Genomic DNA, 21,882 nt, shown 5'->3' on the forward strand with positions numbered 1-21,882 from the left:
GGGGCGGTCAGGCGGGACGGTAGGTGTGGCCCGTGCGCAGCCACGTCGGCGCAGTCGCCGCGTCGCGCAGCGTGCGCTTGACGGTCTTGAACGTCGCGGTCTCGGGGAGGCTATCGGTCAGGCGCACCCGGTGGGGCCACTGTTTCGGGCCGAGATCAGGTTGTGCGTGGAGGAATTCGGTGAACGCGTCCGGGTCCACGTCGCCGTCGACGACCAGCACCGCCTCGATCTCGTCGCCGATTTCCACCGGCACGCCGTATACCGCGGCCTGTCGGACATCGGGATGCCGTAGCAGGATTCGTTCTATCGGGCCCGTGCCGAGGTTCTCCCCGTCGACGCGTAGCCAGTCGCCGAGCCGGCCGGCGAAATGCAGGTATCCGGCGTCGTCGACCCAGGCGAGATCGCCCGTGTGATAGACGCCGCCGCGCATCCGGTCCGCCGTGGCCTCGGGGTCGTTGTGGTACCCGCTGAACAGGCCCGGGCCCGACGAGTTGACGATCTCCCCGACCTGCCCCGCCGGCACCGGGTCACCCGTTGCCGGGTCGACCACGCACGTCGGGGCGCGCAGGGGACCCAGCGCATCCGGGGGAGTATCGGGGGTGCGGGTGATGGCCACACCGCCCTCGGTGGAACCGAATCCGTCGACGACCCGGCAGCCGAACCGTTCGGCGAAACGAGTCCGGTCCCGCGCCGACGCCTCGTTGCCGTACATGATGCGCAACGTGTTGTCCGCGTCATCCCCGGCCTCGGGCGTCGCGAGAATGTAGTTGAGCGGCTTACCCACATAGTTGGCGAAGGTGATGCCATAGCGGCGCACATCCGGCAGGAACCCGCTCGCGGAGAAGCGGCGGCGCAGCGCCACCGACGCCCCACCGGCCAACGCCACCGACCACCCGGCGATCACGGCGTTCGAGTGGAACATCGGCATCGACAGATAGACGACGTCGGCGGGTCCGATCTCGAAGCGTTGCGCCAGCATCGCGCCGCTCTCCGCGAACTTACGTTGGGTGCATCGAACGGCCTTCGGATCGCCGGAGGTGCCGGAGGTGAAGATGAGCATCATCAGGTCGTCGGGATCGACCGGCCGGTGCTGCACCCAGTGCTCGGGGGACTCCTCTCGCTGATCGAGCGGCGAACGAAGTGAGTCGCGCATCGAGATCACCCAGCTCTCGTCGTCGACGTCGATCACCCGGACGTCACCGATGTCGGTGCCGTCCAGGAGGTGGCGGGTTCGGCTGTCGGTCAGCACGATCTGGCAGTCCGACCGGCCGATGTCGTCGGCCAATGCCTGTCCACGTCGGGTGGTGTTGAGCCCGACGAGCACGAACGAGCCCTGCGCCGCTGCACCGAGAAGGTAGCTGAACTCCGGCGAGTTCTCCAGCAGCACACCGACATGCGGTGGCCGCGCGGGCGCCAACAGTTCGCGCAGAACTGCGCCGCGAACCGCCGACCTGTCGACATGATCTCGCCACGAGACGAACAGGTCGTCGCAGAACAGTCCGCGGTCCTCGACGTCGGAGACCGCGGACAGCAGCGCTCCGAGGGTCACGCCGGTGTGGCGGCGAGTTCGGCACCGATCGCCCGCAGGGACGCCGATGCCGAACCGCAGGTGAACTCGTTCTGCTTGGCGCGCAGGAAATAACGGTGCACCGGGTGGCTGGTGTCGAGTCCGACGCCACCGTGGACGTGCACGGCCGTGTGCGCGATGCGATGTCCGGACTCGGCGGCCCAGAACTTGGCCGTGGCGATCGCGGTCCGCAGTTCCGCGTCCGGTGCCGCGCCACCGGAGTTCGCCAGCATCCACGCTGCCTGCGTGGTGGTCAGCGACAGGCCCTGGGCGTCGATGTAGCCGTCGGCGAGGCGCTGGGCCACCGCCTGGAAGGAGCCGATCGCGCGGCCGAACTGCTCGCGTTCACGCGCATACTCGGCCGTCAGTTCGAGGGCACGGGCAACGATTCCGGATTGCTCGGCGCAGATCGCCAGGGTCAGACGATCAGCGACGACGAGGACCGTCGCCGCCCCGCCGTCGAGGATGCGGGAAGGGTCGACGGCGACGTCGACGAGGTCGACCTGTGCGGTCGGGATCTTGCCGGTGGAGGGTGTCGCGGTGACCTGCACACCGGCATCGTCGGTACGCACCACCACCACGACAGGTCCGTCCGGGCCGAGCGCGTTGACGAGCAGGGAGTGCGCGGCCTGCGCATAAGGGACGTTGACCTTGGTGCCGCTCAGGGTACCCGCGGTCGTCAGTGTGGTTGTCGGCGAGGTGAACTCGCCGCCGAGGTCTTCCTCGAAGCCGACGGTCAGCACCACGTCCCCGCGGGCACCTGCACTCAGCAGCTCGTCGCGCAGCGTCGCGGACCCATGGGCCGCGACGACCGGCAGTGCGGCGACGGCATGCGGGCCGAATGGAACTCGGGCGAGGGTGCGGCCGAGTTCTTCTGCGACGACGGAGTTCTCGACGGCGGTGAGGTCCCCGCCGCCCTCGCCCGCCGCCGCCGAGGTGAGCTCCAGGCCCAGCAGGCCGGCGGTGCCGAGTTCGCGCCACAGGTCGGCGTCGATCGGCGCGTCGGCCGTCTCGAGGTCGGCGACCCGTTCGGGGGTGCTGATCTTGGCGGCGATGTCACGGGTGAGTCCGCGGACGTCGTCACCGGACTCGGGGAGGGTGAAATCCATTGGGGTGGCTTTCTGTGTTTGGGTGGTGTGGTGGTGGTTTCGATACGCCCTCGCCTAGCGGCTCGGACTACTCAACCATCGGAGGAGGTCTAGCGGCTCGGGCTACTCAACCAGCGGAGGAGGCCTAGCGGCTCGGGCTACTCAACCACCGGAGGAGGCCTAGCGGCTCGGGCTACTCAACCACCGGAGGGCGCCTAGCGGCTCGGGCTTTGCTACCAACGGTTGGCCCGGGCCTAACGACGCTGGTGGGGCAGACCGAGGGCGAGCATGCCGATGATGTCGCGCTGGATCTCGTTGGTGCCGCCGCCGAACGTGAGGATCAACGACGACCGCTGGAAGCGTTCGAGCCGGCCCTGCAGATGTGCACCCGCACTACCGCGACGCAGGGTTGCCGCGGGGCCCAGGACCTCCATCATCAGGCGGTATGCCTCGGTGGCGAACTCGGTGCCGAACACCTTCGTCGCCGACGCATCGGCGGGGCTCGGCGACGCGCCAGACGCGGCGATCGAGGCGATCTTCCAGTTGATGAGTTTCAGGAACTCGACCTTGGCGTGCACCCGGGCCAGGTTCGCCTGCACCCAGGGTGCGTCGATGACGCGCTGTCCGTCACCGGTCTTGGTGTGCTGCGCCCACTCGACGGTCTCCCGCAGGGCCGTCTGGATCGGAGCGGCGCTGCACAGTGCGACCCGTTCGTGGTTGAGCTGGTTGGTCACCAGCGGCCAGCCGCCGCCCTCCTCACCGACGAGCGCGGACGTGGGTACCCGCACATCCTGGTAGTAGGTGGCGCTGGTGTCGACGCCGGCCATCGTGTGCACCGGGGTGTAGCTGAAGCCGTCGGCGGTGGTGGGCACGATCAGCATGGAGATGCCCTTGTGCTTCTTTCCGCCCGGTTCGAGGGCCGAGGGGTCGGTACGGCACGCCAGCCAGATGTAGTCGGCGTAGGGGACCAGACTGGTCCACATCTTCTGCCCGTTGATGACGTACTCGTCGCCGTCGCGGATGGCCGTGGTCCGCAGGGCCGCGAGGTCGGTGCCGGCGCCCGGTTCGGAGTAGCCGATGGAGAAGTGCAGCTGACCGGCGGCGATCTTGGGCAGGAAGAAGGCCTTCTGCTCATCGGTGCCGTAGTGCATGATCGTCGGCGCCACCGAGTTGATGGTCAGGAACGGCACGGGCGCACCTGCGATGGCCGCCTCGTCGGTGAAGATCAACTGATCCATCATCGAGCGATTCTGTCCGCCGAATTCGGTTGGCCAACCCAGCGCGAGCCAGCCGTCGGCGCCCATCTGAGCGACCACATCCCGGTAGGCGTCGCCCTCGCCGAGCTCTCCCTCACCGCCGTGCAGCGCGGCTCGTCGTTCCTCGGTCATCAAGCCCGCGAAGTACGACCGCAACTCCTTGCGGAGGTCGGCCTGTTGATCGGTGTAGGCGATACGCATCGGGGTCTCCGTGTCATAGTGGACAGCCGTGTGGCGGCGAGCACATGCTCGCCAAGTTCTGAAACACGTTCTAACCTGTAGAACACAACCCGTCAACCAGACGATCCGTCGGGAGAAGGAGTTCGGTATGCGAATCAAGGCAGATTTCGACCTGTGCGAGTCCAACGCCGTGTGCGTGGGCATGGCGCCTGACGTGTTCGATCTGGACGACGACGACTACCTGGTGATTCTCAAGGAGGAAGTGCCCGCCGAGCGCGAAGAGGAGATGCGTCAGGTGGTCGCCAGCTGTCCGAAATCGGCGCTGTCGCTGGAGTGAGCGTCCGGCCCAATTCCGGGTAACTGGTTCCGGTTCGCCCGCGTTCGTGCTAGAACAGGTTCTAGTTTTGATCGGGTTCCAGTTTCATCAGCGAAGGGGAGTGGCGTGGGCCAGTCGTTGGACCGACGTGTCGCGGTCGTTACCGGTGCGGGCGGAGGCCTCGGCCGGGCGGAGGCGATCGGCCTGGCCGCCGAGGGTGCCACGGTGATCGTGAACGACCTCGCCTCCTCGCTCGATGCAAGTGACGTCATCGACGTGATCGGCGTAGCCGGGGGGCGCGCCGTTCCGGTGGCCGGTGACATCGCTGAGTCGGCGACCGCGACCGAGATCATGCGCACCGCGACACAGGATCTCGGCGGGCTCGACATCGTGATGAGCAATGCGGGCATCACCCGCGACAAGATGCTCTTCAACATGACCGACGACGAGTGGGACCTGGTCATCCGGGTTCACCTGCGCGGACACTTCCTGCTGAACCGCAACGCCGCGAGCCACTGGCGGGCGGCGTCGAAAGCGGCCGGCGAGCCGGTGTACGGGCGCTTGATCAACACGGCGTCCGAGGCGGGGCTTCTCGGACCGGGCGGTCAGGCGAATTATGCCGCGGCGAAGTCGGGCATCATCGCGCTGACGGTGTCGGCTGCGCGTGCTCTCGGACGGTATGGCGTCACCGCCAACGCGATCTGTCCGCGTGCACGGACGTCGATGACCGCAGACGTTTTCGGAGAGGCGCCGGTCGACGGGGTGGACCCACTCGGCCCGGAGCACGTGGTGAGTCTGGTGAAATATCTGGCGGCGCCCGATGCCGAAAAGGTCACCGGGCAGGTCTTCGTCGTCTACGGCGGCAAGGTCATGCTGATGGCCGCACCGACGATCGAGGAGACCTTCAGCGCGGTGGGGGCCGCGTGGGAGGACGCGGATCTGTCGAAGACTCTGACCAGCTACTTTGCCGGTCGTGACCAGGGTCGGACGTTCTCGGCGAGCGACCTCGCCAACTGACGATCACGAATCGGTCATGCGACCAGAACGATTCGGATCTGCGTGATAGGTTCGCGGTGTTCGGCGGGGCGAGCGCGGCGGTGGGGCATGTCCCCCGGGGGGTAAGGAGAGTTGGTGTTTCAGAAGCTCGCAACGCCGATGGCAGGTGTTGGAGACTTCGTCGCCCTAGGGGTGGAGTCTTCTCGGGAGCTGTTTCGCCGGCCATTCCAGTGGCGCGAGACGGTAGAGCAGTCCTGGGCGATCGCCCGGGTATCGATGGTGCCCACGCTGCTGGTCGCGATCCCGTTCACCGTTCTGGTCAGCTTCACCCTCAACATCCTGCTGCGCGAGATCGGTGCGCAGGATCTCTCGGGTGCCGGTGCGGCGCTGGGCACGATCACCCAGATCGGTCCCATCGTCACCGTGCTCATCGTCGCCGGCGCGGGTGCCACCGCCATCTGCGCCGACCTCGGCGCGCGCACCATCCGCGAAGAGATCGATGCGATGAAGGTGCTCGGCATCAACCCGATCCACCGGCTCGTCGTCCCTCGCATCATCGCGTCCACCGGCGTGGCGATCCTGCTCAACAGCCTGGTGTGCACCATCGGCATCGGCGGCGGCTTCATGTTCTCGGTCTTCCTGCAGGACGTGAACCCGGGAGCATTCATCGCCAACCTGACCCTGCTCACGGGCTTCGGCGAACTGATGATCTCGATGGTCAAGGCGGCTCTCTTCGGCCTGTTCGCCGGCATGGTCGGCTGCTACCAGGGGCTCAACGTCAAGGGCGGGGCCAAGGGCGTCGGCGACGCGGTGAACGAGACCGTCGTGTACTCGTTCATGGCGCTGTTCGTGGTCAACGTCGTGGTGACCGCCGTCGGACTCAAAGCGACGGCGGGCTGAGCAATGGTTCTTCCGTTCACGACTCGGTTCCGCACTGCACGTGTCGCGGTCAAACGCGCGGGTGAGGACTGGGATCAGATCGGCGATCAGGCGCTGTTCTACTGGGACAGCATCATCGCCATCCCCCGTGCCCTCAAGCACTACAAGAAGGAGACACTGCGCCTCATCGCGGAGATCTCGATGGGTACCGGGGCTCTCGCGATGATCGGCGGCACCGTGGTGGTCGTCGGCTTCCTCACCCTCTTCACCGGCGGCACCATCGCCGTGCAGGGCTACAGCTCGCTGGCCAATATCGGCGTCGAGGCCCTCACCGGCTTCTTCTCCGCCTTCATCAACGTGCGCATCGCCGTGCCGGTGATCGCGGGTATCGCCCTGGCCGCCACGATCGGCGCGGGTGCGACCGCGCAGCTCGGGGCCATGCGGGTGAGCGAGGAGATCGACGCACTCGAGACGATGGCGATCTCGTCGATCCCCTACCTCGTCAGCACCCGCATCATCGCGGGTCTGATCGCGATCATCCCGCTCTATGCACTGGCCTCGCTGGCGTCGTTCCTGGCCAGCCGGTTCGCGACGGTGTTCATCTACGGGCAGTCACCGGGGGTCTACGACCACTACTTCAACACCTTCCTCATCCCGTCGGACATCCTCTGGTCGTTCGTGCAGGCGATCTGTATGGCGGTCGCGGTGATGCTCATCCACACCTACTACGGCTACAACGCCTCGGGCGGGCCGGTCGGAGTGGGCGTCGCGGTGGGGAACGCGGTTCGCGCATCACTAGTTGTTGTGGTCGTGATCACACTGCTCACCTCCCTCGCCATCTATGGCGCCGACGGCAAGTTCAACCTGGCGGGGTAGATGATGGCGAGACGACAGGAGCGCAGCAGAGCGGTCCGGCGGACCGCGGCGACGGTGATGATCGTGGGGCTGGTCGCCGTGATCTCGGCGGCGGCCGGACAATTCCTCGGCTGGTTCGCATCGACCGAGACCGTCACCCTGCAGGCGCCGCGCGCGGGCCTGGTGATGAACCCGGACGCGAAGGTCAAACTACGCGGCGTCGAGGTCGGCCGGGTCGGTTCGATCACCCAGAGCGACGGTCACGCCGTGCTGAAACTCGACATCGCGTCGGATCAGATGTCGATGATCCCGGGGAACGTCGGTGCCGACATCAAATCCAACACGATATTCGGTGCCAAAGCGGTGAATCTCGTCGTGCCGGACTCCGGAGCGTCGGGAACGTTGCAGCCGGGCCAGACGATCGAGGCCGACCACGTCGTCGTCGAGCTGAACACCGTCTACCAGCAGCTCGTCAACGTGCTCGCCGAACTGCAGCCGGAGAAGCTGAACGCGACGCTCGGTGCGATCAACACCGCGCTCACGGGCCGTGGCGACGCCGTCGGCAACGCACTCGATCAGCTGTCGGTGCTGGTCGGCAAGGTCGACCGGGACCACCTGCCGGAACTGAACTCGCTGTTCCGGCAGACGGCGACGGTCACCAACGTCTACGCCGACACCATGCCGAACCTGATGCGCACCGTCGACAACTTCACCTATATCGGCGACAACCTGGTGGACAACACGGCCAATCTGGACGCTCTGCTGATCAACGCGACCGGGATGGCCAACACGATCGACGGGGTGATCGCGCCGTCGAAGAACACGCTGATCGCGACACTGTCGAACCTGACCCCGACCGCTGAGCTGCTCGGCTATCAGGCACCGGGGCTGAAGTGCTTCATCCAGACCACCGCGATCGGCGGCAAGATGGCGGCTCCGGTGTTCGGCGTCAACGACGGACTGCTGAAGCTCAACGCGGGCGTGCTGCCGGGCAAGGAGCCCTACCGATATCCGGAGGATCTGCCGCGGGTCGCGGCGGCCGGCCCGCCGACCTGTGCCGGTGGCCTGAGCGATCCGAGCACCAAGGTGCACGCACCGTTCTACGTGAGCGACGACGCCCCGCAGCCCTATCAGCCGCGCACCACCCCCAAGCTCGACAAGCAGAAGATCTTTCAATTGTTGTTCGGAGCACCTCCTCGTGGATAACCGCGCGCGCGCCTTCCGCGCGACCCTGATCAAGCTGGGAGCGTTCACCATCGTGATGCTCCTGGTGTTCGTGGCGCTGGTCGTCGTCTTCAGTCGGTACCGTTCGGGCAAGACCGAGGAGTACACCGCGCTGTTCACGAGCGCGTCGGCGATGAAGCCGGGCAGCAAGGTGAAGATCGCGGGCGTAGAGGTCGGTTCGGTCAAGAATGTCTCGCTGACCCGTGACAACCAGGCCGAGATCGGCTTCACCGTCGACGAGCAGTATCCGCTGCCTTCCTCGGTCCGTGCACTGGTGCGCTACGAGAACCTGACCGGTGACCGCTACCTCGAACTGGAGCGGGGGACCGGCGACCCCGGCGAGAATCTGTCGCCGGGCTCGCAGATCCCGGAGACCCAGACCGAACCCGCGCTCGACCTCGACAAACTGCTCGGCGGGTTCAAGCCGCTGTTCCGCACCCTCAATCCGACCGAGGTCAACGAGCTGTCGTCGTCGTTGATCGCCGTCTTCCAGGGGCAGGGCGGTGAACTCAACAGCCTGCTGTCGAACACGTCGCAGTTCACCAACGCCCTCGCCGACCGGGATGCGCTCATCGACAGCGTCATCGACAACCTGAATCAGACGTTGACCACCCTCGACGGCGACCGCAAGGGTTTCGACGAGAGCGTGGATCTGCTCCAGCAACTCGTGTCCGGACTGTCCGCGCAGCGCGGCACGATCGGCAACGCACTGACCCAGACGTCGCAACTGACCAACAACCTGTCGGACCTGTTGGTGGCTACCCGGCCCGACATCCAATCCACCACAGCCAATCTCGGCAAGACGTCGGAGGAGGTCCTCAAGGGGCAGGGCTACGTCCGGGGTCTGATCCAGCGGCTGCCCGACGACTTCCACAAGCTCTCGAATCTCGGTAGTTACGGTGCGTGGCTGCAGATCTGGCTGTGCAAGGTCCGGATCATCTTCACCGGTCCGGGTGACAAGCAGATCGAGTGGACCAACATCGACGCCACCGGGGACACGACGGGCCCCGGCGGGAGGTGCAAGGCGCCGTGAGCATTCCGTTCGGCGGTATCTTCCGCAACAAGCGCACGACGTCCGACGAGGCCGACGTCGCCCGGGAAACCAAGCGCGGCGGCCGTAGTCGCGCGCAGATCGGTGTCATCGGCGTCGTCATCACGGCACTGGTGGTGATCGTCGCGCTGCAGATGGACAAGCTTCCCTACCTGTCGCCGATCAGCACCTACAAGGCGTACTTCGACGATGCGGGCGGCCTCGTCTCCGGCGACATCGTGACCGTGTCGGGTGTCAATGTCGGTACCGTGCAGGCGGTTTCGTTGGCCAGTACCGACGGCGGCACCAAAGCGCAGGTGACGTTCCGGATGAACGACACCGTGCTGATGGGCGTCGACTCACAGGCCGCGATCAAGACGGAGACGGTCCTCGGGCGGCGCAACCTCACCATCATCCCGCACGGCCCCGGTCGAATCCGTCCGGGCGGGGAGATCCCGAACGAGAACACCGTGGCGCCCTACTCGCTGACCGATGCCCTCGAAGGTGCCACCGACACCATCGCCGAGACCGACACCGATCAGGTGAACAAGGCGCTCGACGTCCTGTCGGACACGTTCTCCGAAACACCGTCGCAGGTCCGCGGCGCGGTCGACGGTGTCGCCCGGCTGTCCAAGGCCGTGGCCGACCGTGACGACGCCCTCCGTGGGCTGCTGGCCAAGGCCAATCAGGTCACCAAGATCGTCGGCGATCGCAGCCAGCAGATCAATCAGCTCCTGGTGGATGCCAATTCGCTCTTCGGTGAACTCCAGATGCGGCAGGCCGCCATCGCCCAGTTGATCACCGGTACCCGTGACGTGAGCGCGCAGATCAGCGGTTTCATCGACGACAACAACGCCCAGCTGACCCCGGTGCTGACCAAACTCGACGGAGTGCTCGACATCCTGACCGACAACGAGCAGAGCCTCAAGGACGCGATCGACGAGCTCGGGCCGTACGCGAACGTTCTGGGCGAGGCCGTTGCGTCGGGACCGTACTTCTCCTCGCTGGTCGGTATCCCGACATTCGGTGACTACACGGCCGTGTTCATGAAGGTGCTGCAGCGCAAGTATCCGGAGGTCTGGAAGGCGTTCAGTTACACGAACCCGCTGAACCCCGACCACATCAAGCTGGTGCCCGGCTTCGATCAGAACCGTAAGATCACGCCGCCGAGCCTGCCGTATCCGACCGGGCCGTCGACGACGCCGAAGCAGGGGGGCTGACATGGGTGTCGGCAAACGGGTCTGGCAGGTGATGGCCGCCGTCGTGCTCGCGATCCTGGTGATCGTCGCGGGCTACTTCGGCATCACCCGTGCCACGACGAACACCATCACCGCCTACTTCCCGTCGGTCACCGGGCTCTACAACGGGGATCCGGTGCGCGTGCTGGGGGTCAACGTCGGCAAGGTGGCGTCGATCTCACCGCGCGACGGCGACGTGAAGGTCACCATGCGGGTCGACAAGGACACGCCCGTCCCGGTCGACGCAAAGGCCGTCGTGGTGGCGCAGAGTCTGGTGTCGGGCCGATTCATCCAGCTCACGCCGGTGTACACGGACGGGCCGAAGATGGCCGACGGCGCGGACATCCCGATGGAGCGCACCGCGGTCCCGGTCGAATGGGACGACATCAAGAAGGAACTCACCAAGCTGACCAAGGCCGTCGGACCGAAGGGCGCCGACCCGGGGTCGGCCGCCAAGCTGATCGACGTCGCCGATCAGAACCTCGACGGCAACGGCGCCGCGCTCAACGAGTCGATCAAACAACTCTCCGATGTCATGGGCACGCTGTCGGCGGGGCGTGGCGATCTGTTCGCGACGGTGCGCAGCCTCCAGAAGCTGACCCAGGCGCTGTCCACCAGTCACGAACAGCTCGTCCAGTTCAACGGCCGGATCGCGTCGGTCAGCAGCGTGCTGGCCGGCAACACCGACGCGCTCAACGGCGCGCTGCACAACCTCGACAGTGCCTTGAGCGATGTGCAGAACTTCATCGACACGAACGGCAAGACCCTCTCGGGGTCGGTCAGCAAACTGTCCGACGCGACCAAGATCCTCGCCGACAAGGACGAACAGATCCGCGGTCTGCTGCACTCCGGGCCGAATCAGCTCGCGAACTTCTACAACATCTACAACCCGCTCACCGGATCATTGTCGGGCATCTTCGGTCTCGGCATGGGTGCCAACCTGATCACCCTGCTGTGCGGAACCATGCAGGCCAACGATCGGCCCGGCCAGAGTGAGGCCGAGGTGGAGAAGTGCGTCGACGTGTTGGCGCCGGTGCTGTCGTCGATCTCGATGAACTATCCGCCGTTCCTCACCAACCCGGTCACCGGCATCAACGCGCGGCCGGACCAGATCCAGTACCAGAACGCGAGCGTCAAGGCCCGGGCACAGGCCGGCATCCGCCAGCAGGATGCCCAGACGCGCAAGGACAACGGCGGCGGGGCCCTCGGCAATCTGCTCGTACCTTTCGGGGGTGAGGGCTGATGCGCCGAGTGGGTGTGGCGCTGGTCCTCGCCGCGGTGATGGCCACCGCGTCGGCGTGCGGCTTCCAGGGCCTCAACAGCATGGCGATGCCCGGAGCGCAGGGCACCGGAACCGGGTCCTACGAGATCTCGGCGATGATCCCCACCGCCGCAGGTCTGGAGTCGAATGCGCCGGTGATGATCGACGACGCGACGGTGGGCAGCGTAGGCAAGATCGAGGTCAAGGACTGGAACGCGCAGGTGGGCATCCGTCTCGATGAGGGTGTCACCGTGCCGAAGGGGTCTCACGTGATGGTGGGGATGACCAGCGTGCTCGGGTCATCGCATCTGCAGATCGTGCAGCCGGAGAAACCGACCGGCGGGGTGTTGGCGCCGGGGGACCAGATCCCGCTGACCAAATGTCCGGAGCAGGCGAACATCACGACCGATCCGGACGTGCCCGCGGTGCCGGACATCAACTCGGCCCAGCAGGTGGCGGCCTGCACCTACCCGACCACCGAGCAGGTGCTGAGTTCGTTGTCGGTGGTGCTCAACGGCGGCGGCCTCGCCCAGTTCGGCGACATCGTGCACGAGATGAACGACGTGCTGACCGATCGGCAGGACGTGATCCGCGAACTCGTGCCGCGGCTGAACACACTGATCGGCGACCTGAACCGGCAGAAGGCCAACATCATTCGTGCGACGGAGGGACTCGACCGGCTGTCGGCCGCGATCAACGCGCAGACCCCGACGGTGGAGAAGGCACTCGCCGACGCCCCGTCGATCCTGGGTCTGCTCGTCGATCAGCGCCAGCAGTTCACCGACACCCTCGCCGCGCTCGGCAAGCTGTCGAAGACGAGCAACGACATCATCAACGCCAACGATCAGGACATCAAGACGATCGTGTCGAACCTGTCGCCGGTGCTCGATCAGCTCGCGGCGACCGGCCCGGCCCTGACCCAGTCGCTCGGCATCTTCCTGACGTTCCCGTTCTACGAGGAGGCGATCCCGAAGATCGTGAAGGGCGACTACGTCAACGCCGATCTCGTCCTCGATCTCTCCTTCGGCCGACTGTCCCGAGGACTGGCGTCCTCGGTCGGCCTGGTCGGTCCGGAGGGGATCGTCGGCCAACAGGCAGGAGCGGCCAAACGTGGACTCGACCCGTTCACCTCGCCGCTGAGCCCTGCGGGCATGCAGCCGAAGAAGGACAAGGAAGGGGGTAACTGATGAAGATCACCCGGTTCGTCCGCATCCAGTTGCTCATCTTCTCCATCGTCACGGTGGTTGCCCTGATCGCGGTCGCGGTGTACTACATCCGGGTTCCGGCGATGTTCGGTATCGGTCAGTATCGGGTCGAACTCCAACTGCCCAGCACCGGAGGGCTCTACCAGAACGCCAACGTGAGCTTCCGCGGCGTCGACGTCGGCAAGGTGACAGGCGTCCGGTTGACCGAGAACGGTGTGCAGGCGGAACTCTCGATCGGCAGCGACGCGCAGATCCCGGCGTCGTCGAATGCGGCTGTTCGCAGCGTGTCCGCGATCGGTGAGCAGTATGTCGAGTTCACCCCCGTTCCCGACGGGCCGTCCGGGTATCTGCACGAAGGTTCGGTCGTCACCAGTGACGATGTGCCCGTGGAGATCTCCAGCATGCTCGACCAGGCGAACGCTCTGCTCGAGAAGGTCGGCGACACCAAACTGCGATCGGTGATGGACGAGGCGTTCGTCGCTTTCAACGGCACCGGTGAGGAACTGCAGCGGTTGCTGGACTCGATGACATTGCTCGTCGACGACGCAACGAAGAACACCGATCAGCTACTGGATCTGGTGGACCAGGCCGGGCCGTTGTTGGCCACTCAGTCGGCCACCACGGACGAGATCCGCTCGTGGACAGCCGATGTCACCAAGTTCACCGACCAGCTGCGCGCCAACAACCCGGAGATCACCGACATCCTGTCGAAGGGGCCGTCGACGGCATCCCAAACACAGCAGCTCTTCGAGTCGATGAACCAGACCCTGCCGATGCTGATCGCGAACCTGGGTGTGACGTCGAAGACGCTGGCGGTCTATCACCCGAACCTGCAGCAGATCGTCGTGATCTATCCGCGACTGATGGCATCGCTGCTGACCGCGTTGAACACCGAGAACGGACAGTACGGCGCGAACGTGGACTTCGCGTTGGGATTCCAGGATCCGGGGACCTGTACCGTCGGGTTCATGCCTGCCAGCCAGTGGCGGTCACCGGCGATCCAGACCGCGCGCGACATCCCGCCCGGCATGCTGTGCCGGGTGCCGCAGGACTCCAACGTCGCCGTCCGCGGCGCCCGCAACTTCCCGTGCGCGGAGTTCCCGGGCCGTCGCGCCTCGACACCGGAGGAATGCCGGACGGGTTACAAGGCGGTCGGGGAGAATGTCCCTTTCCCGCAGGGTCTGCCGTTCGGGCTCAAGGTTCCCGGGCAACCCGCGACAGGTCAGCCCGCCGGCCAGACCGCACAGGCGACGCCATCGAACTACACCCCGGGGCCCGCGGTCTACGCCACCCCGTACGATCCGAAAACGGGTGACTACATCGGTCCGGACGGCAAGACGTACAACGCCGGTCTCGGACAGGATTCGCAAGGACAAGACACCACATGGCAGAGCCTGATAACGAAGACCGTGCAGAAGTGACGTCGGAGCAATCCGACTTCAGCGCAGCACAGAACGACGGCGAGACGCCCCCGCAGGAGCTCGAGGCGTCGGAGACCGCGGCGCAGGAGACCGAGGCGTCGGAGACCGACGCTCAGGAGACCGCGGTGCAGGAGACGGCGGTGCCGGAAGCGTCCGATCCGTCCGGCCCGGTGCGTCGCGCCCCCGTTCGCAAGGCTCCCATCGGGCGGGGACGCAAGAAGTCCGGCCGCGCAGAGGAACCGAATGCGGCCGAACCCGCCTCCGATCACGACGCCGACGAATCCAAGGCTGACGAATCCAGGGCTGACGAGTCCAAGGCTGAGGAACCCGAGGCCGTGGGATCGCGAGCCGAGGCGGGGACAGCCGAACAACCGACGGTCGAGGAGCCCGCGGCCGAGGGCGTGGAAGGCGGTGCTCCGCCGAGTGAACGGAGCATCGGCTACCGGGAGCGCAGGCGCGCACGCAAAGCCGCGCAGCGTCGGGGCCGGGACAGGCGGGTCGGGGAAGGAGCGGCCGACGGTTCGCCGGTCCGCTACCGCGGTGCCAACTCGTCGAAGGCGCGGCGGATCGTGCTGGGTGTCGTGTGTGGCGTCACGATCCTCGCCTGCGTCGCGGCATCGATCGTCTTCGCGGTCGGAATCAACAGGTACGACGACAAGAATGCCCTGCGTGCCGAGTACTCGGACTTCGCCGACCAGATGATCGTCAACCTCACCTCACTCAACCCTGACAACGTTGACGGTGCATTGAAAACGCTGCAAGACAAGACAAGTGGCAAAGCGCAGCAGCAGATGCAGGACTCCATGAAGCAGGCGGTCGGCCTGATCAAGGACGAGAAGATCACAACGAAGACCACGATCCTGTCCGACGCGGTCACCAAGGCAGAACCAGACGAAGGCACCGTGATCGTCGTCTACGGGTGGCAGATGAACAACCCGGATCCCAAGGAGCAGACGATCGTTCAGACGTTCCGCTGGCGGGTCCAGATGACCCGCATCAACGGTGACCTGAAGATGACCAATTTCGAGTGGGTGACCTAGATGAAGATCACGACCGGCCGTGTCGTCGCGGCAACCCTCGTGGTCCTGGTGGTCGCCTCCGCGGCTGTCGCAGTCTTCCTCGGCCTACGGTTCTTCGACGCGCGCGCCACCGAGGAGGCGCGGGATTCCTCACTCGCGGCGGCAAAGCAGTACGCCACCACGATGTTCGGCTACACGCCGGACAACGTCAGTCAGCACATCGATGAGTCGATGGACGTGGTGACCGGTCCCGCGAAACCCACGTACAACGACCTGGTCACCAAGAACAATCTCGCCGCCGAGGTCCGCAAGCAGAACGTGGTGTCCGCGGTGACCATTCAGGACGCCGGCGTCGTGACCAACACCAAGGACACCTCGACTGTCCTGATCTTCATGAACCAGTCGGTGACCCGCAACGACAAGGAGCTCGTGCGCGTCGATCCCAGCCGCCTCACGTTCTCGATGGTGAAGCAGGACGGGCGTTGGATGATCAACGGCATCGACGTGATCACCGACGATTCGTTCCGCAGCCGCATCGAGCAGACCGACACGCCGCCGCCGGGCGCGGTGCCGCTGCCGGCCCCGAGCGCGTCGGCGACGCCGTCCGCAACCCCGGCTCCCTCGGCGGCACCGGCGGGCTGACTCCACCCGGTCCCTGTGGCGCGACTTGCATGCGTCCTTGTCGGTCCCTGAGGAGCGAGCTTGCGAGCGTCCTGTCGGTCCCTGAGGAGCGAGCTTGCGAGCGTCCTGTCGGTCCCTGAGGAGCGAGCTTGCGAGCGTCACGAAGGGCCGCCCCCCGCATTCCTTACACAAGAAAAGGGGTCGGCCGCCGTCGGCGACCGACCCCACTTCCCCTGTGAGAGATCAGGATTCGGAAGAATATCCCATCGGCATGAGGATCGATTTGTGCTCCAGGTAGGACTCGAGCCCCTCGCGGCCGTTCTCGCGACCGATGCCGGAGTTCTTGTAGCCGCCGAAGGGGGACGCGGGATCGATTGCGTACCAGTTGATCCCGAGGGTGCCGGTACGGACCTGCCTGGCGATCTCGACGCCGCGCTCGACGTCGGAGGTCCAGATCGAGCCGGCCAGACCATAGTCGGAGTCATTGGCGATGGCGATGGCCTCGTCGACCTCGTCGTAGGCGATCACGCTGATCACCGGTCCGAAGATCTCCTCGCGGGCGATGGTCATGTCGTTGGTGACGCCGGTGAAGATCGTGGGCGTCACATAGAAGCCGTTCTCGAGACCCTCGGGCCGAGTGCCCTCCAGGACTGCTGTCGCGCCCTCTTCCTTGCCCTTGGCGACGTAGCCCTCGACCTTGTCGCGCTGCTTGGCAGTGATGATCGGACCGAGCATTGTGCCCTCGGCGGTCGGTAGGCCCGGCGTGAACGACTTGGCGGTTTCGACCATCGCGTTCACGATCTCGTCGTGCCGCGAGCGGGGGACCAGCACGCGCGTCTGCGCGACACAGGCCTGGCCGGCATTGATCAGGCCCGCCGAGAACACCAGCATGTGGATGTTGGCGTCGAGGTCGACGTCATCGAGGACGATGGCGGCCGACTTGCCGCCGAGTTCGAGCGAACAGCGCTTCAGGGTCTCGCCGCACCGCGCGGCGATCGCGCGGCCGGCTGCCGTCGAGCCGGTGAAGGTGATCTTGTCGACGTCGGGGTGGTCGACGAGCGCCTTGCCGGTCTCGACGTTCCCGGGCACCACCGAGATGACACCCTCCGGGACGCCGGCCTCGACAAAGATCTGTGCGAGCAGGTTGGCGTTCAGCGGTGTCTCGGGCGCCGGCTTCAACACGATCGAGCAGCCCGCGGCCAGGGCGGGACCGAACTTGTTGCACAGCAGGAACAGTGGCACATTCCAGGCGATGATCGCGCCGACGACACCGACGGCCTCGCGGGTCACCAGGGTCTCGCCGAACAGACCGGTGCGCTTCTCCTCCCACGGGAAATCGGCGGCGGCCGCGGCGTATCCCTGCAGCACACCGGTCGCGGGCAGCTGTTGCAGAGTGGCGACGTCGGTCGGGGTCGCGCCCATCTCGGCCGACACCAGGTTGGTTATGTCGGCGGTGCGTTCGTTGATCAGCTCGGCCGCCCGGTTGAGCACGGCGGCGCGGTCGGCCGCCGGGGTCTGGCTCCAGATGCCGGAGTCGAAGGCGGCGCGCGCCCGCTGGACTGCGGTGTCGACATCCACCTTGTCGGCAAGCGGGACCGATCCGACACGTTCCCCGGTGGCCGGTGAGAACACCTCGAGCGTCTCGGTCGAATGTGGATCGACCCACTGCCCCCCGATGAACAGCTGGGGCTGGTCTCCGGCGCCGACGAGGGTGGAAGGTGGACGGGACTCGACGGTCTCGGTCATGAATGTGCTCCTAGAACGACGTGGGTCCACGGGGGCTCGACCCCCGTGCGTTCGGTGTGAACTACTCCACAACCGATACTAGAACACGTTCTAACTTCGCGGCCAGGGGTGGCCCGGTTCCGAGGTCGGGAGCGTCAGCGACCGAACCGGATCATCGCCGTCAACCCCTCGAGCACATCGTCGAGAACCGCGACCTGATCGGCGACCGAATCGCACTCGAGGAGCCGCTGACGATCCGCCGCACCGATCGGCAGCCGGATCGCCCACGCGAACAGGCCGGCCTCGATTACGTCGTCGAGATCGAAGGCCGGCAGATCGACCGGGACGGCGTCCGGCTGAGTTTCGGCCACCTCGTCGACGAATGCGCGCAACGCCTGGCCCAGCTCGATCAGGCGTGGATGGTCTGCGGGGGAGATCACCGGGTCCGGCAGCGGGGTGGTGATCGCCCGAGGATACGGATCGTCGGGCAACCACTCGACGACACGAAACCGCTCGGTGCCCGTGCAGGTCAACGAAGCGCGTCCATCCGGTTGCTGCAGCAGATTCTCGATGCGGGCGAAGGTGCCGACGTCGTAGCGGACGTCACCGCCGCCCACCTCATGCCCGCGTGCGATCAGGACGACACCGAATCGGCCCGCTCGCTCCGCTCCCGGCGCCGGCCCGAATCGGCCCGCTCGCTCCGCTCCCGGCGCCGGCCCGAATCGGCCCGACTCCGCCGACGTGCCGAGGCAGTCGGACAGCATCTGTCGGTAGCGCGGTTCGAAGATCCGCAGAGGGAGCGGCTCGCCGGGCAGCAGGGCGGTTCCCAGCGGGAACATCGGCGTCACCGGCGAGTCGGTCATGCGCAACCGTCAGGTCGACGGTTTGGCGTCGAGCACGACCTCGAACTCGAGTAGGTCTGCCCCGCTGGCCACAGGCTTGGCGCGCTCACCCGAGTGGGCTTCGCGGGCGGGTCCCGAGGCCCACTCCTGGAAGTCCTCCTCGGATTCCCACTGGGTCACCACGAAATACCGGTCGTCGCCCTTGACGGGGCGCAGCAACTGGAAACCCAGGAATCCCTTGGAACCGTCGACCGAGTGTGCTCGGTTGGCGAAACGCTTCTCGAGCTCGGGTCCGGCACCTTCGGGGACAGAGATCGCATTGATCTTCACAACAGCCATGGGGTCAGCCTACTGGCACGCTGGAGACGAACATCAGTTCTTTCACCAACGACGTTTCGCCTCGGATCGGAGTTTCGATGTCGCGCCAGAAGCTGATACCAGGACCGGATCACCCGATCACGGTGTCCCCGACGGGCACCAGGGTCGTCGTCCGTGTCGGCGAGGTCGTCGTGGCCGACACCGCGAACGCGCACACCCTGCGCGAGGCGCGGTATCGGCCGGTGCATTACGTGCCGCTCGCCGACGTCGACACGTCGCTGCTGCGCGACAGCGACACGACGACCTACTGCCCCTTCAAAGGCGACTGCAACTACTACGACATCGTCGTCGACGGCGGGGTCGTCGAGGATGCCGTGTGGACCTACCGCGAGCCCTACGATGCCGTCGCCGACATCGCCGGGCACGTCGCGTTCTATCCGGACAAGGTGGACATCACCGTCGATGTGACGCCCGACTGAAACGGTTCCCCAGAATCGAATGCACCGTGCCATACCCTTGAGTCCGTGACCGCCATGCCCACCACGCCGAACGACGGGATCGGCGGTGCCACAGCCGACATCGGATTGCTCGATCACGGCGGTCCGATGACACCGGACGGTCAGCCGATGCACGGAGTCGGGCCCATCGTGTTGTTGCACGGTCTGATGGGGCGCGGTCGCACGTGGCGTCGCCAGATCCCGTGGCTGCGACGACACGGCCGCGTGTTCACCTTCGATGCCGCGTTTCACACCGGCCGCGATGTCGCCATGCCCGATGACCCGGCGGAATTGAGCACCGAACGTTTCGTCGCGGATCTGGCCGAGATCCTCGTGTGGATCGATCAGGGCCCGGCAGTGCTCATCGGTCACTCGATGGGCGGCCTGCACGCCTGGTGTGCCGCGGCCGCATATCCGGAGATGGTGTCGGCGTTGGTGATCGAGGACATGGCACCCGACTTCCGCGGCCAGACCACCCGCACCTGGACACCGTGGTTCGACAGCTGGCCCGACCGCTTCGAGTCGATGGACCACGCGCAGGAGATGTTCGGTGCGGTGGCCGGCCGGTATTTCTATGAGGCCTTCGACGATGGTCGCCTGCACGGGAGCCTGCCGGTCTGGACCGAGGTCGCAGAGGAATGGGGAGGCCGCGAGTTCTGGACGCAGTGGAAGTCGGTGCGAGTGCCGGCACTGCTGATCGAGGCCGAGTACACGGTGACGCCGCCGGGTCAGATGCGCACGATGTGTTCGGTCAACCAGCGCGCGCAATACCTGCGGGTCCCGGGCGCCGGGCATCTGGTGCACGACGACGCGCCCTGGGTCTATCGAGGAGCCGTCGAGGCCTTCCTGTCGGCATTACCGCACTGAGCTCCGGGTGCCTGCGGGTTCGTCGTGAAGGGTCGGCCCTTCGTGACAGTGAGGATGATGGTGGGTAGTCGAGGAGGCGTCGTTGGGGTCTGACCTTCTTCGTGACTGACTTCTCATCGGTTGGATGGGTTGGTCTTTGACAGCGACTTGTCGGCATCAGGGATGTCTGTTCGGCTGCTCGTGAACAACTGGAGACCTTGCTAGGAACCGGGGCGGGTGTGACCTGATAAGGACCTTGCCCGACCACTGCGAGTCGTGGCTCTTCACTGTCCTGTCCACCCGCCCCGGCGAGGTCATCCATCACGTTGAGTGAAGGAGACATTCCCACCATGACTGTGATTACGCCTGACATGCAAATAGTTCTCGGCGTCGATACTCATCAGCACACCCATCATGCTGCGGTGGTTGGCGCCGCTACCGGCCAGGCGGTGGCCGATCAGCCGTTCGCGGCCACCGCGCAGGGCTATCAGCAGTTGCTGCGGTGGGCTGGTGGGTTCGGTCGGATCGAGGCGGCCGGCATCGAGTCCAGCGCCTCCTATGGGGCCGGGTTGACCCGGGCGGCGCGTGCGGCCGGTGTCGAGGTCATCGAGGTCAACGCCCCGGATGAGGCGGTGCGCCACCGCGACGGCAAATCCGATGCGATCGATGCCTACAACGCGGCCCGCGCGGTGCTCTCGGGTCGGGCCAGCGCCGCGGCCAAAGACACCACCGGCATCGTCGAGTCGATCCGCATGCTGCACCTGACCCGCAAGTCCGCAGTCCATTCACGTACCACCATCACCAACCAACTGCGCGATCTGTGCACCACCGCGCCGGCGGTGATGGCTGATCGGTTGCGCGGGCTGAGCAAAGCCCGCCGGATGGCGCTGATCGAGTCGCTGCCCGAACCCGACGCGACTCAGATGGCCGATCCGGGCACCGCGTTCGTCTGTGCCGCCCAGTCGCTGCTACGTCGCCACCGTGAGCTCGACACCGAGATCGCCGCGCTGGACCGCCACCTGCGCAGGCTGGTGACCACCGCGGCGCCCACGCTGATCGCTGCACCCCAGATCGGTACGGTCTGCACGGCACAACTGCTGGTCACCGCGGGCGAAAACGTCGACCGGATGCACAGCGAAGCCAGCTTCGCCAAACTCTGTGGCGTCGCCCCGCTACCGGCCTCCTCAGGCAAAACCAACCGGCACCGCATCAACAAAGGCGGTGACCGCCAAGCCAACAGTGCCCTGCACATGATCGCGGTCGGACGCCTCAAACACCACCAGCCCTCACGGGCCTACCGCGAACGCCGCGAACAGGAAAAACTCACCCACAAAGACATCATCCGATGCCAGAAACGCTACATCGCCCGAGAAGTGTTCCACGCCCTCAAAAAAGACCTCGCACGGCTTGACAAACTATAGGACCGTCGCATCCTCGCAAGCTCGGAGGCTCCTCAGGGACCGGTTGGCAGGGTGCCGGCGGAGGGGTTCTACTCCCG

General features: G+C 66.0%; 21 protein-coding genes. 15 read left to right on the plus strand and 6 right to left on the minus strand.

Features of this window, described 5'->3' with window-relative positions:
* Positions 1-7 precede the first annotated feature (7 nt).
* From AC4AMJ_RS01685 to AC4AMJ_RS01695, 3 genes are all read right to left on the minus strand, one after another.
* Positions 8-1,549, minus strand: a complete 1,542-nt coding sequence (locus tag AC4AMJ_RS01685; protein WP_489916886.1) for a long-chain-fatty-acid--CoA ligase — start codon at positions 1,547-1,549, stop codon at positions 8-10.
* A complete protein-coding gene (locus AC4AMJ_RS01690) occupies positions 1,546-2,676 on the minus strand; it encodes an acyl-CoA dehydrogenase family protein (protein WP_489897307.1) in 1,131 nt (376 codons plus the stop codon). Before AC4AMJ_RS01690 ends, AC4AMJ_RS01685 begins: the two co-directional genes overlap by 4 nt.
* Positions 2,677-2,909: 233 nt before the next feature.
* Entirely contained in the window at positions 2,910-4,112 is a 1,203-nt protein-coding gene (locus AC4AMJ_RS01695) for an acyl-CoA dehydrogenase family protein (RefSeq protein ID WP_489916888.1), read from the minus strand.
* Positions 4,113-4,239: 127 nt separating this feature from the next.
* On the opposite strand from AC4AMJ_RS01695, the gene AC4AMJ_RS01700 reads away from it, so the two are divergent.
* The 12 genes from AC4AMJ_RS01700 to AC4AMJ_RS01755 all read left to right on the plus strand — a co-directional run bounded on the left by AC4AMJ_RS01700 (position 4,240) and on the right by AC4AMJ_RS01755 (position 16,177).
* Positions 4,240-4,428, plus strand: coding sequence for a ferredoxin (locus AC4AMJ_RS01700; RefSeq protein WP_489897305.1), 189 nt, complete (start codon positions 4,240-4,242; stop codon positions 4,426-4,428).
* 105 nt (positions 4,429-4,533) lie between these two features.
* Positions 4,534-5,424 (plus strand): 3-oxoacyl-ACP reductase, encoded by an 891-nt coding sequence (locus AC4AMJ_RS01705; protein ID WP_489916890.1) that lies wholly within the window; start codon positions 4,534-4,536, stop codon positions 5,422-5,424.
* A gap of 138 nt (positions 5,425-5,562) precedes the next feature.
* Positions 5,563-6,303 carry an MlaE family ABC transporter permease gene (locus AC4AMJ_RS01710; protein ID WP_489901048.1) on the plus strand — a complete coding sequence of 247 codons (741 nt, stop codon included), beginning with the start codon at positions 5,563-5,565 and terminating at the stop codon, positions 6,301-6,303.
* A 3-nt stretch (positions 6,304-6,306) separates the two neighbouring features.
* Positions 6,307-7,158: an MlaE family ABC transporter permease gene (locus tag AC4AMJ_RS01715; RefSeq protein ID WP_489897303.1), complete on the plus strand. Its 852-nt coding sequence runs from the start codon at positions 6,307-6,309 to the stop codon at positions 7,156-7,158.
* A 3-nt stretch (positions 7,159-7,161) separates the two neighbouring features.
* A complete protein-coding gene (locus AC4AMJ_RS01720; protein ID WP_489897302.1) occupies positions 7,162-8,343 on the plus strand; it encodes an MCE family protein in 1,182 nt (393 codons plus the stop codon).
* Complete coding sequence (locus tag AC4AMJ_RS01725) at positions 8,336-9,394, plus strand: MCE family protein (protein ID WP_489897301.1); 1,059 nt, start codon at positions 8,336-8,338, stop codon at positions 9,392-9,394. Before AC4AMJ_RS01720 ends, AC4AMJ_RS01725 begins: the two co-directional genes overlap by 8 nt.
* A complete protein-coding gene (locus AC4AMJ_RS01730) occupies positions 9,391-10,611 on the plus strand; it encodes an MCE family protein (protein ID WP_489916892.1) in 1,221 nt (406 codons plus the stop codon). The genes AC4AMJ_RS01725 and AC4AMJ_RS01730 overlap by 4 nt, the downstream gene beginning before the upstream one ends.
* Before the next feature lies 1 nt (position 10,612).
* Positions 10,613-11,872, plus strand: coding sequence for an MCE family protein (locus tag AC4AMJ_RS01735; protein WP_489916894.1), 1,260 nt, complete (start codon positions 10,613-10,615; stop codon positions 11,870-11,872).
* The gene (locus AC4AMJ_RS01740; protein ID WP_489916896.1) at positions 11,872-13,077 is read left to right on the plus strand and encodes an MlaD family protein; all 1,206 of its coding nucleotides are present in this window, start codon (positions 11,872-11,874) and stop codon (positions 13,075-13,077) included. The genes AC4AMJ_RS01735 and AC4AMJ_RS01740 overlap by 1 nt, the downstream gene beginning before the upstream one ends.
* Positions 13,077-14,516 carry an MCE family protein gene (locus AC4AMJ_RS01745; protein WP_489916898.1) on the plus strand — a complete coding sequence of 480 codons (1,440 nt, stop codon included), beginning with the start codon at positions 13,077-13,079 and terminating at the stop codon, positions 14,514-14,516. Before AC4AMJ_RS01740 ends, AC4AMJ_RS01745 begins: the two co-directional genes overlap by 1 nt.
* Positions 14,480-15,556 (plus strand): Rv1363c family protein, encoded by a 1,077-nt coding sequence (locus AC4AMJ_RS01750; RefSeq protein WP_489916900.1) that lies wholly within the window; start codon positions 14,480-14,482, stop codon positions 15,554-15,556. The genes AC4AMJ_RS01745 and AC4AMJ_RS01750 overlap by 37 nt, the downstream gene beginning before the upstream one ends.
* Positions 15,557-16,177 carry a hypothetical protein gene (locus tag AC4AMJ_RS01755; RefSeq protein ID WP_489916902.1) on the plus strand — a complete coding sequence of 207 codons (621 nt, stop codon included), beginning with the start codon at positions 15,557-15,559 and terminating at the stop codon, positions 16,175-16,177. It abuts the gene before it with no gap.
* Between the two features lie 222 nt (positions 16,178-16,399).
* Here AC4AMJ_RS01755 and AC4AMJ_RS01760 read toward each other — a convergent pair whose 3' ends face one another.
* The 3 genes from AC4AMJ_RS01760 to AC4AMJ_RS01770 all read right to left on the minus strand — a co-directional run bounded on the left by AC4AMJ_RS01760 (position 16,400) and on the right by AC4AMJ_RS01770 (position 19,062).
* A complete protein-coding gene (locus tag AC4AMJ_RS01760) occupies positions 16,400-17,902 on the minus strand; it encodes an aldehyde dehydrogenase (RefSeq protein ID WP_489916904.1) in 1,503 nt (500 codons plus the stop codon).
* Between the two features lie 134 nt (positions 17,903-18,036).
* Positions 18,037-18,720 (minus strand): LON peptidase substrate-binding domain-containing protein, encoded by a 684-nt coding sequence (locus AC4AMJ_RS01765; protein ID WP_489918353.1) that lies wholly within the window; start codon positions 18,718-18,720, stop codon positions 18,037-18,039.
* A gap of 33 nt (positions 18,721-18,753) precedes the next feature.
* Positions 18,754-19,062: an antibiotic biosynthesis monooxygenase family protein gene (locus AC4AMJ_RS01770; RefSeq protein ID WP_489916906.1), complete on the minus strand. Its 309-nt coding sequence runs from the start codon at positions 19,060-19,062 to the stop codon at positions 18,754-18,756.
* A 77-nt stretch (positions 19,063-19,139) separates the two neighbouring features.
* Between AC4AMJ_RS01770 and AC4AMJ_RS01775 the strand changes: the two genes are divergently transcribed.
* The 3 genes from AC4AMJ_RS01775 (at position 19,140) to AC4AMJ_RS01785 (ending at position 21,805) form a co-directional block, all read left to right on the plus strand.
* Complete coding sequence (locus tag AC4AMJ_RS01775; protein WP_489897292.1) at positions 19,140-19,520, plus strand: DUF427 domain-containing protein; 381 nt, start codon at positions 19,140-19,142, stop codon at positions 19,518-19,520.
* A 54-nt stretch (positions 19,521-19,574) separates the two neighbouring features.
* A complete protein-coding gene (locus tag AC4AMJ_RS01780; RefSeq protein ID WP_489918354.1) occupies positions 19,575-20,405 on the plus strand; it encodes an alpha/beta fold hydrolase in 831 nt (276 codons plus the stop codon).
* Between the two features lie 329 nt (positions 20,406-20,734).
* Positions 20,735-21,805 carry an IS110 family RNA-guided transposase gene (locus AC4AMJ_RS01785; protein WP_489916908.1) on the plus strand — a complete coding sequence of 357 codons (1,071 nt, stop codon included), beginning with the start codon at positions 20,735-20,737 and terminating at the stop codon, positions 21,803-21,805.
* Positions 21,806-21,882 lie beyond the last annotated feature (77 nt).

The sequence above is a fragment of the Gordonia sp. LMA484 genome, assembly GCF_058129505.1.

Excerpts from the sequence above, each read along its gene's own strand:
- AC4AMJ_RS01690 (WP_489897307.1), bottom strand. The coding sequence starts at position 2,676 with ATGGATTTCACCCTCCCCGAGTCCGGTGACGACGTCCGCGGACTCACC.
- AC4AMJ_RS01695 (WP_489916888.1), bottom strand. The coding sequence starts at position 4,112 with ATGCGTATCGCCTACACCGATCAACAGGCCGACCTCCGCAAGGAGTTG.
- AC4AMJ_RS01700 (WP_489897305.1), top strand. The coding sequence starts at position 4,240 with ATGCGAATCAAGGCAGATTTCGACCTGTGCGAGTCCAACGCCGTGTGC.
- AC4AMJ_RS01710 (WP_489901048.1), top strand. The coding sequence starts at position 5,563 with ATGGCAGGTGTTGGAGACTTCGTCGCCCTAGGGGTGGAGTCTTCTCGG.
- AC4AMJ_RS01715 (WP_489897303.1), top strand. The coding sequence starts at position 6,307 with ATGGTTCTTCCGTTCACGACTCGGTTCCGCACTGCACGTGTCGCGGTC.
- AC4AMJ_RS01720 (WP_489897302.1), top strand. The coding sequence starts at position 7,162 with ATGGCGAGACGACAGGAGCGCAGCAGAGCGGTCCGGCGGACCGCGGCG.
- AC4AMJ_RS01735 (WP_489916894.1), top strand. The coding sequence starts at position 10,613 with ATGGGTGTCGGCAAACGGGTCTGGCAGGTGATGGCCGCCGTCGTGCTC.
- AC4AMJ_RS01740 (WP_489916896.1), top strand. The coding sequence starts at position 11,872 with ATGCGCCGAGTGGGTGTGGCGCTGGTCCTCGCCGCGGTGATGGCCACC.
- AC4AMJ_RS01745 (WP_489916898.1), top strand. The coding sequence starts at position 13,077 with ATGAAGATCACCCGGTTCGTCCGCATCCAGTTGCTCATCTTCTCCATC.
- AC4AMJ_RS01750 (WP_489916900.1), top strand. The coding sequence starts at position 14,480 with ATGGCAGAGCCTGATAACGAAGACCGTGCAGAAGTGACGTCGGAGCAA.
- AC4AMJ_RS01755 (WP_489916902.1), top strand. The coding sequence starts at position 15,557 with ATGAAGATCACGACCGGCCGTGTCGTCGCGGCAACCCTCGTGGTCCTG.
- AC4AMJ_RS01760 (WP_489916904.1), bottom strand. The coding sequence starts at position 17,902 with ATGACCGAGACCGTCGAGTCCCGTCCACCTTCCACCCTCGTCGGCGCC.
- AC4AMJ_RS01765 (WP_489918353.1), bottom strand. The coding sequence starts at position 18,720 with ATGTTCCCGCTGGGAACCGCCCTGCTGCCCGGCGAGCCGCTCCCTCTG.
- AC4AMJ_RS01770 (WP_489916906.1), bottom strand. The coding sequence starts at position 19,062 with ATGGCTGTTGTGAAGATCAATGCGATCTCTGTCCCCGAAGGTGCCGGA.
- AC4AMJ_RS01775 (WP_489897292.1), top strand. The coding sequence starts at position 19,140 with ATGTCGCGCCAGAAGCTGATACCAGGACCGGATCACCCGATCACGGTG.
- AC4AMJ_RS01780 (WP_489918354.1), top strand. The coding sequence starts at position 19,575 with ATGCCCACCACGCCGAACGACGGGATCGGCGGTGCCACAGCCGACATC.
- AC4AMJ_RS01785 (WP_489916908.1), top strand. The coding sequence starts at position 20,735 with ATGACTGTGATTACGCCTGACATGCAAATAGTTCTCGGCGTCGATACT.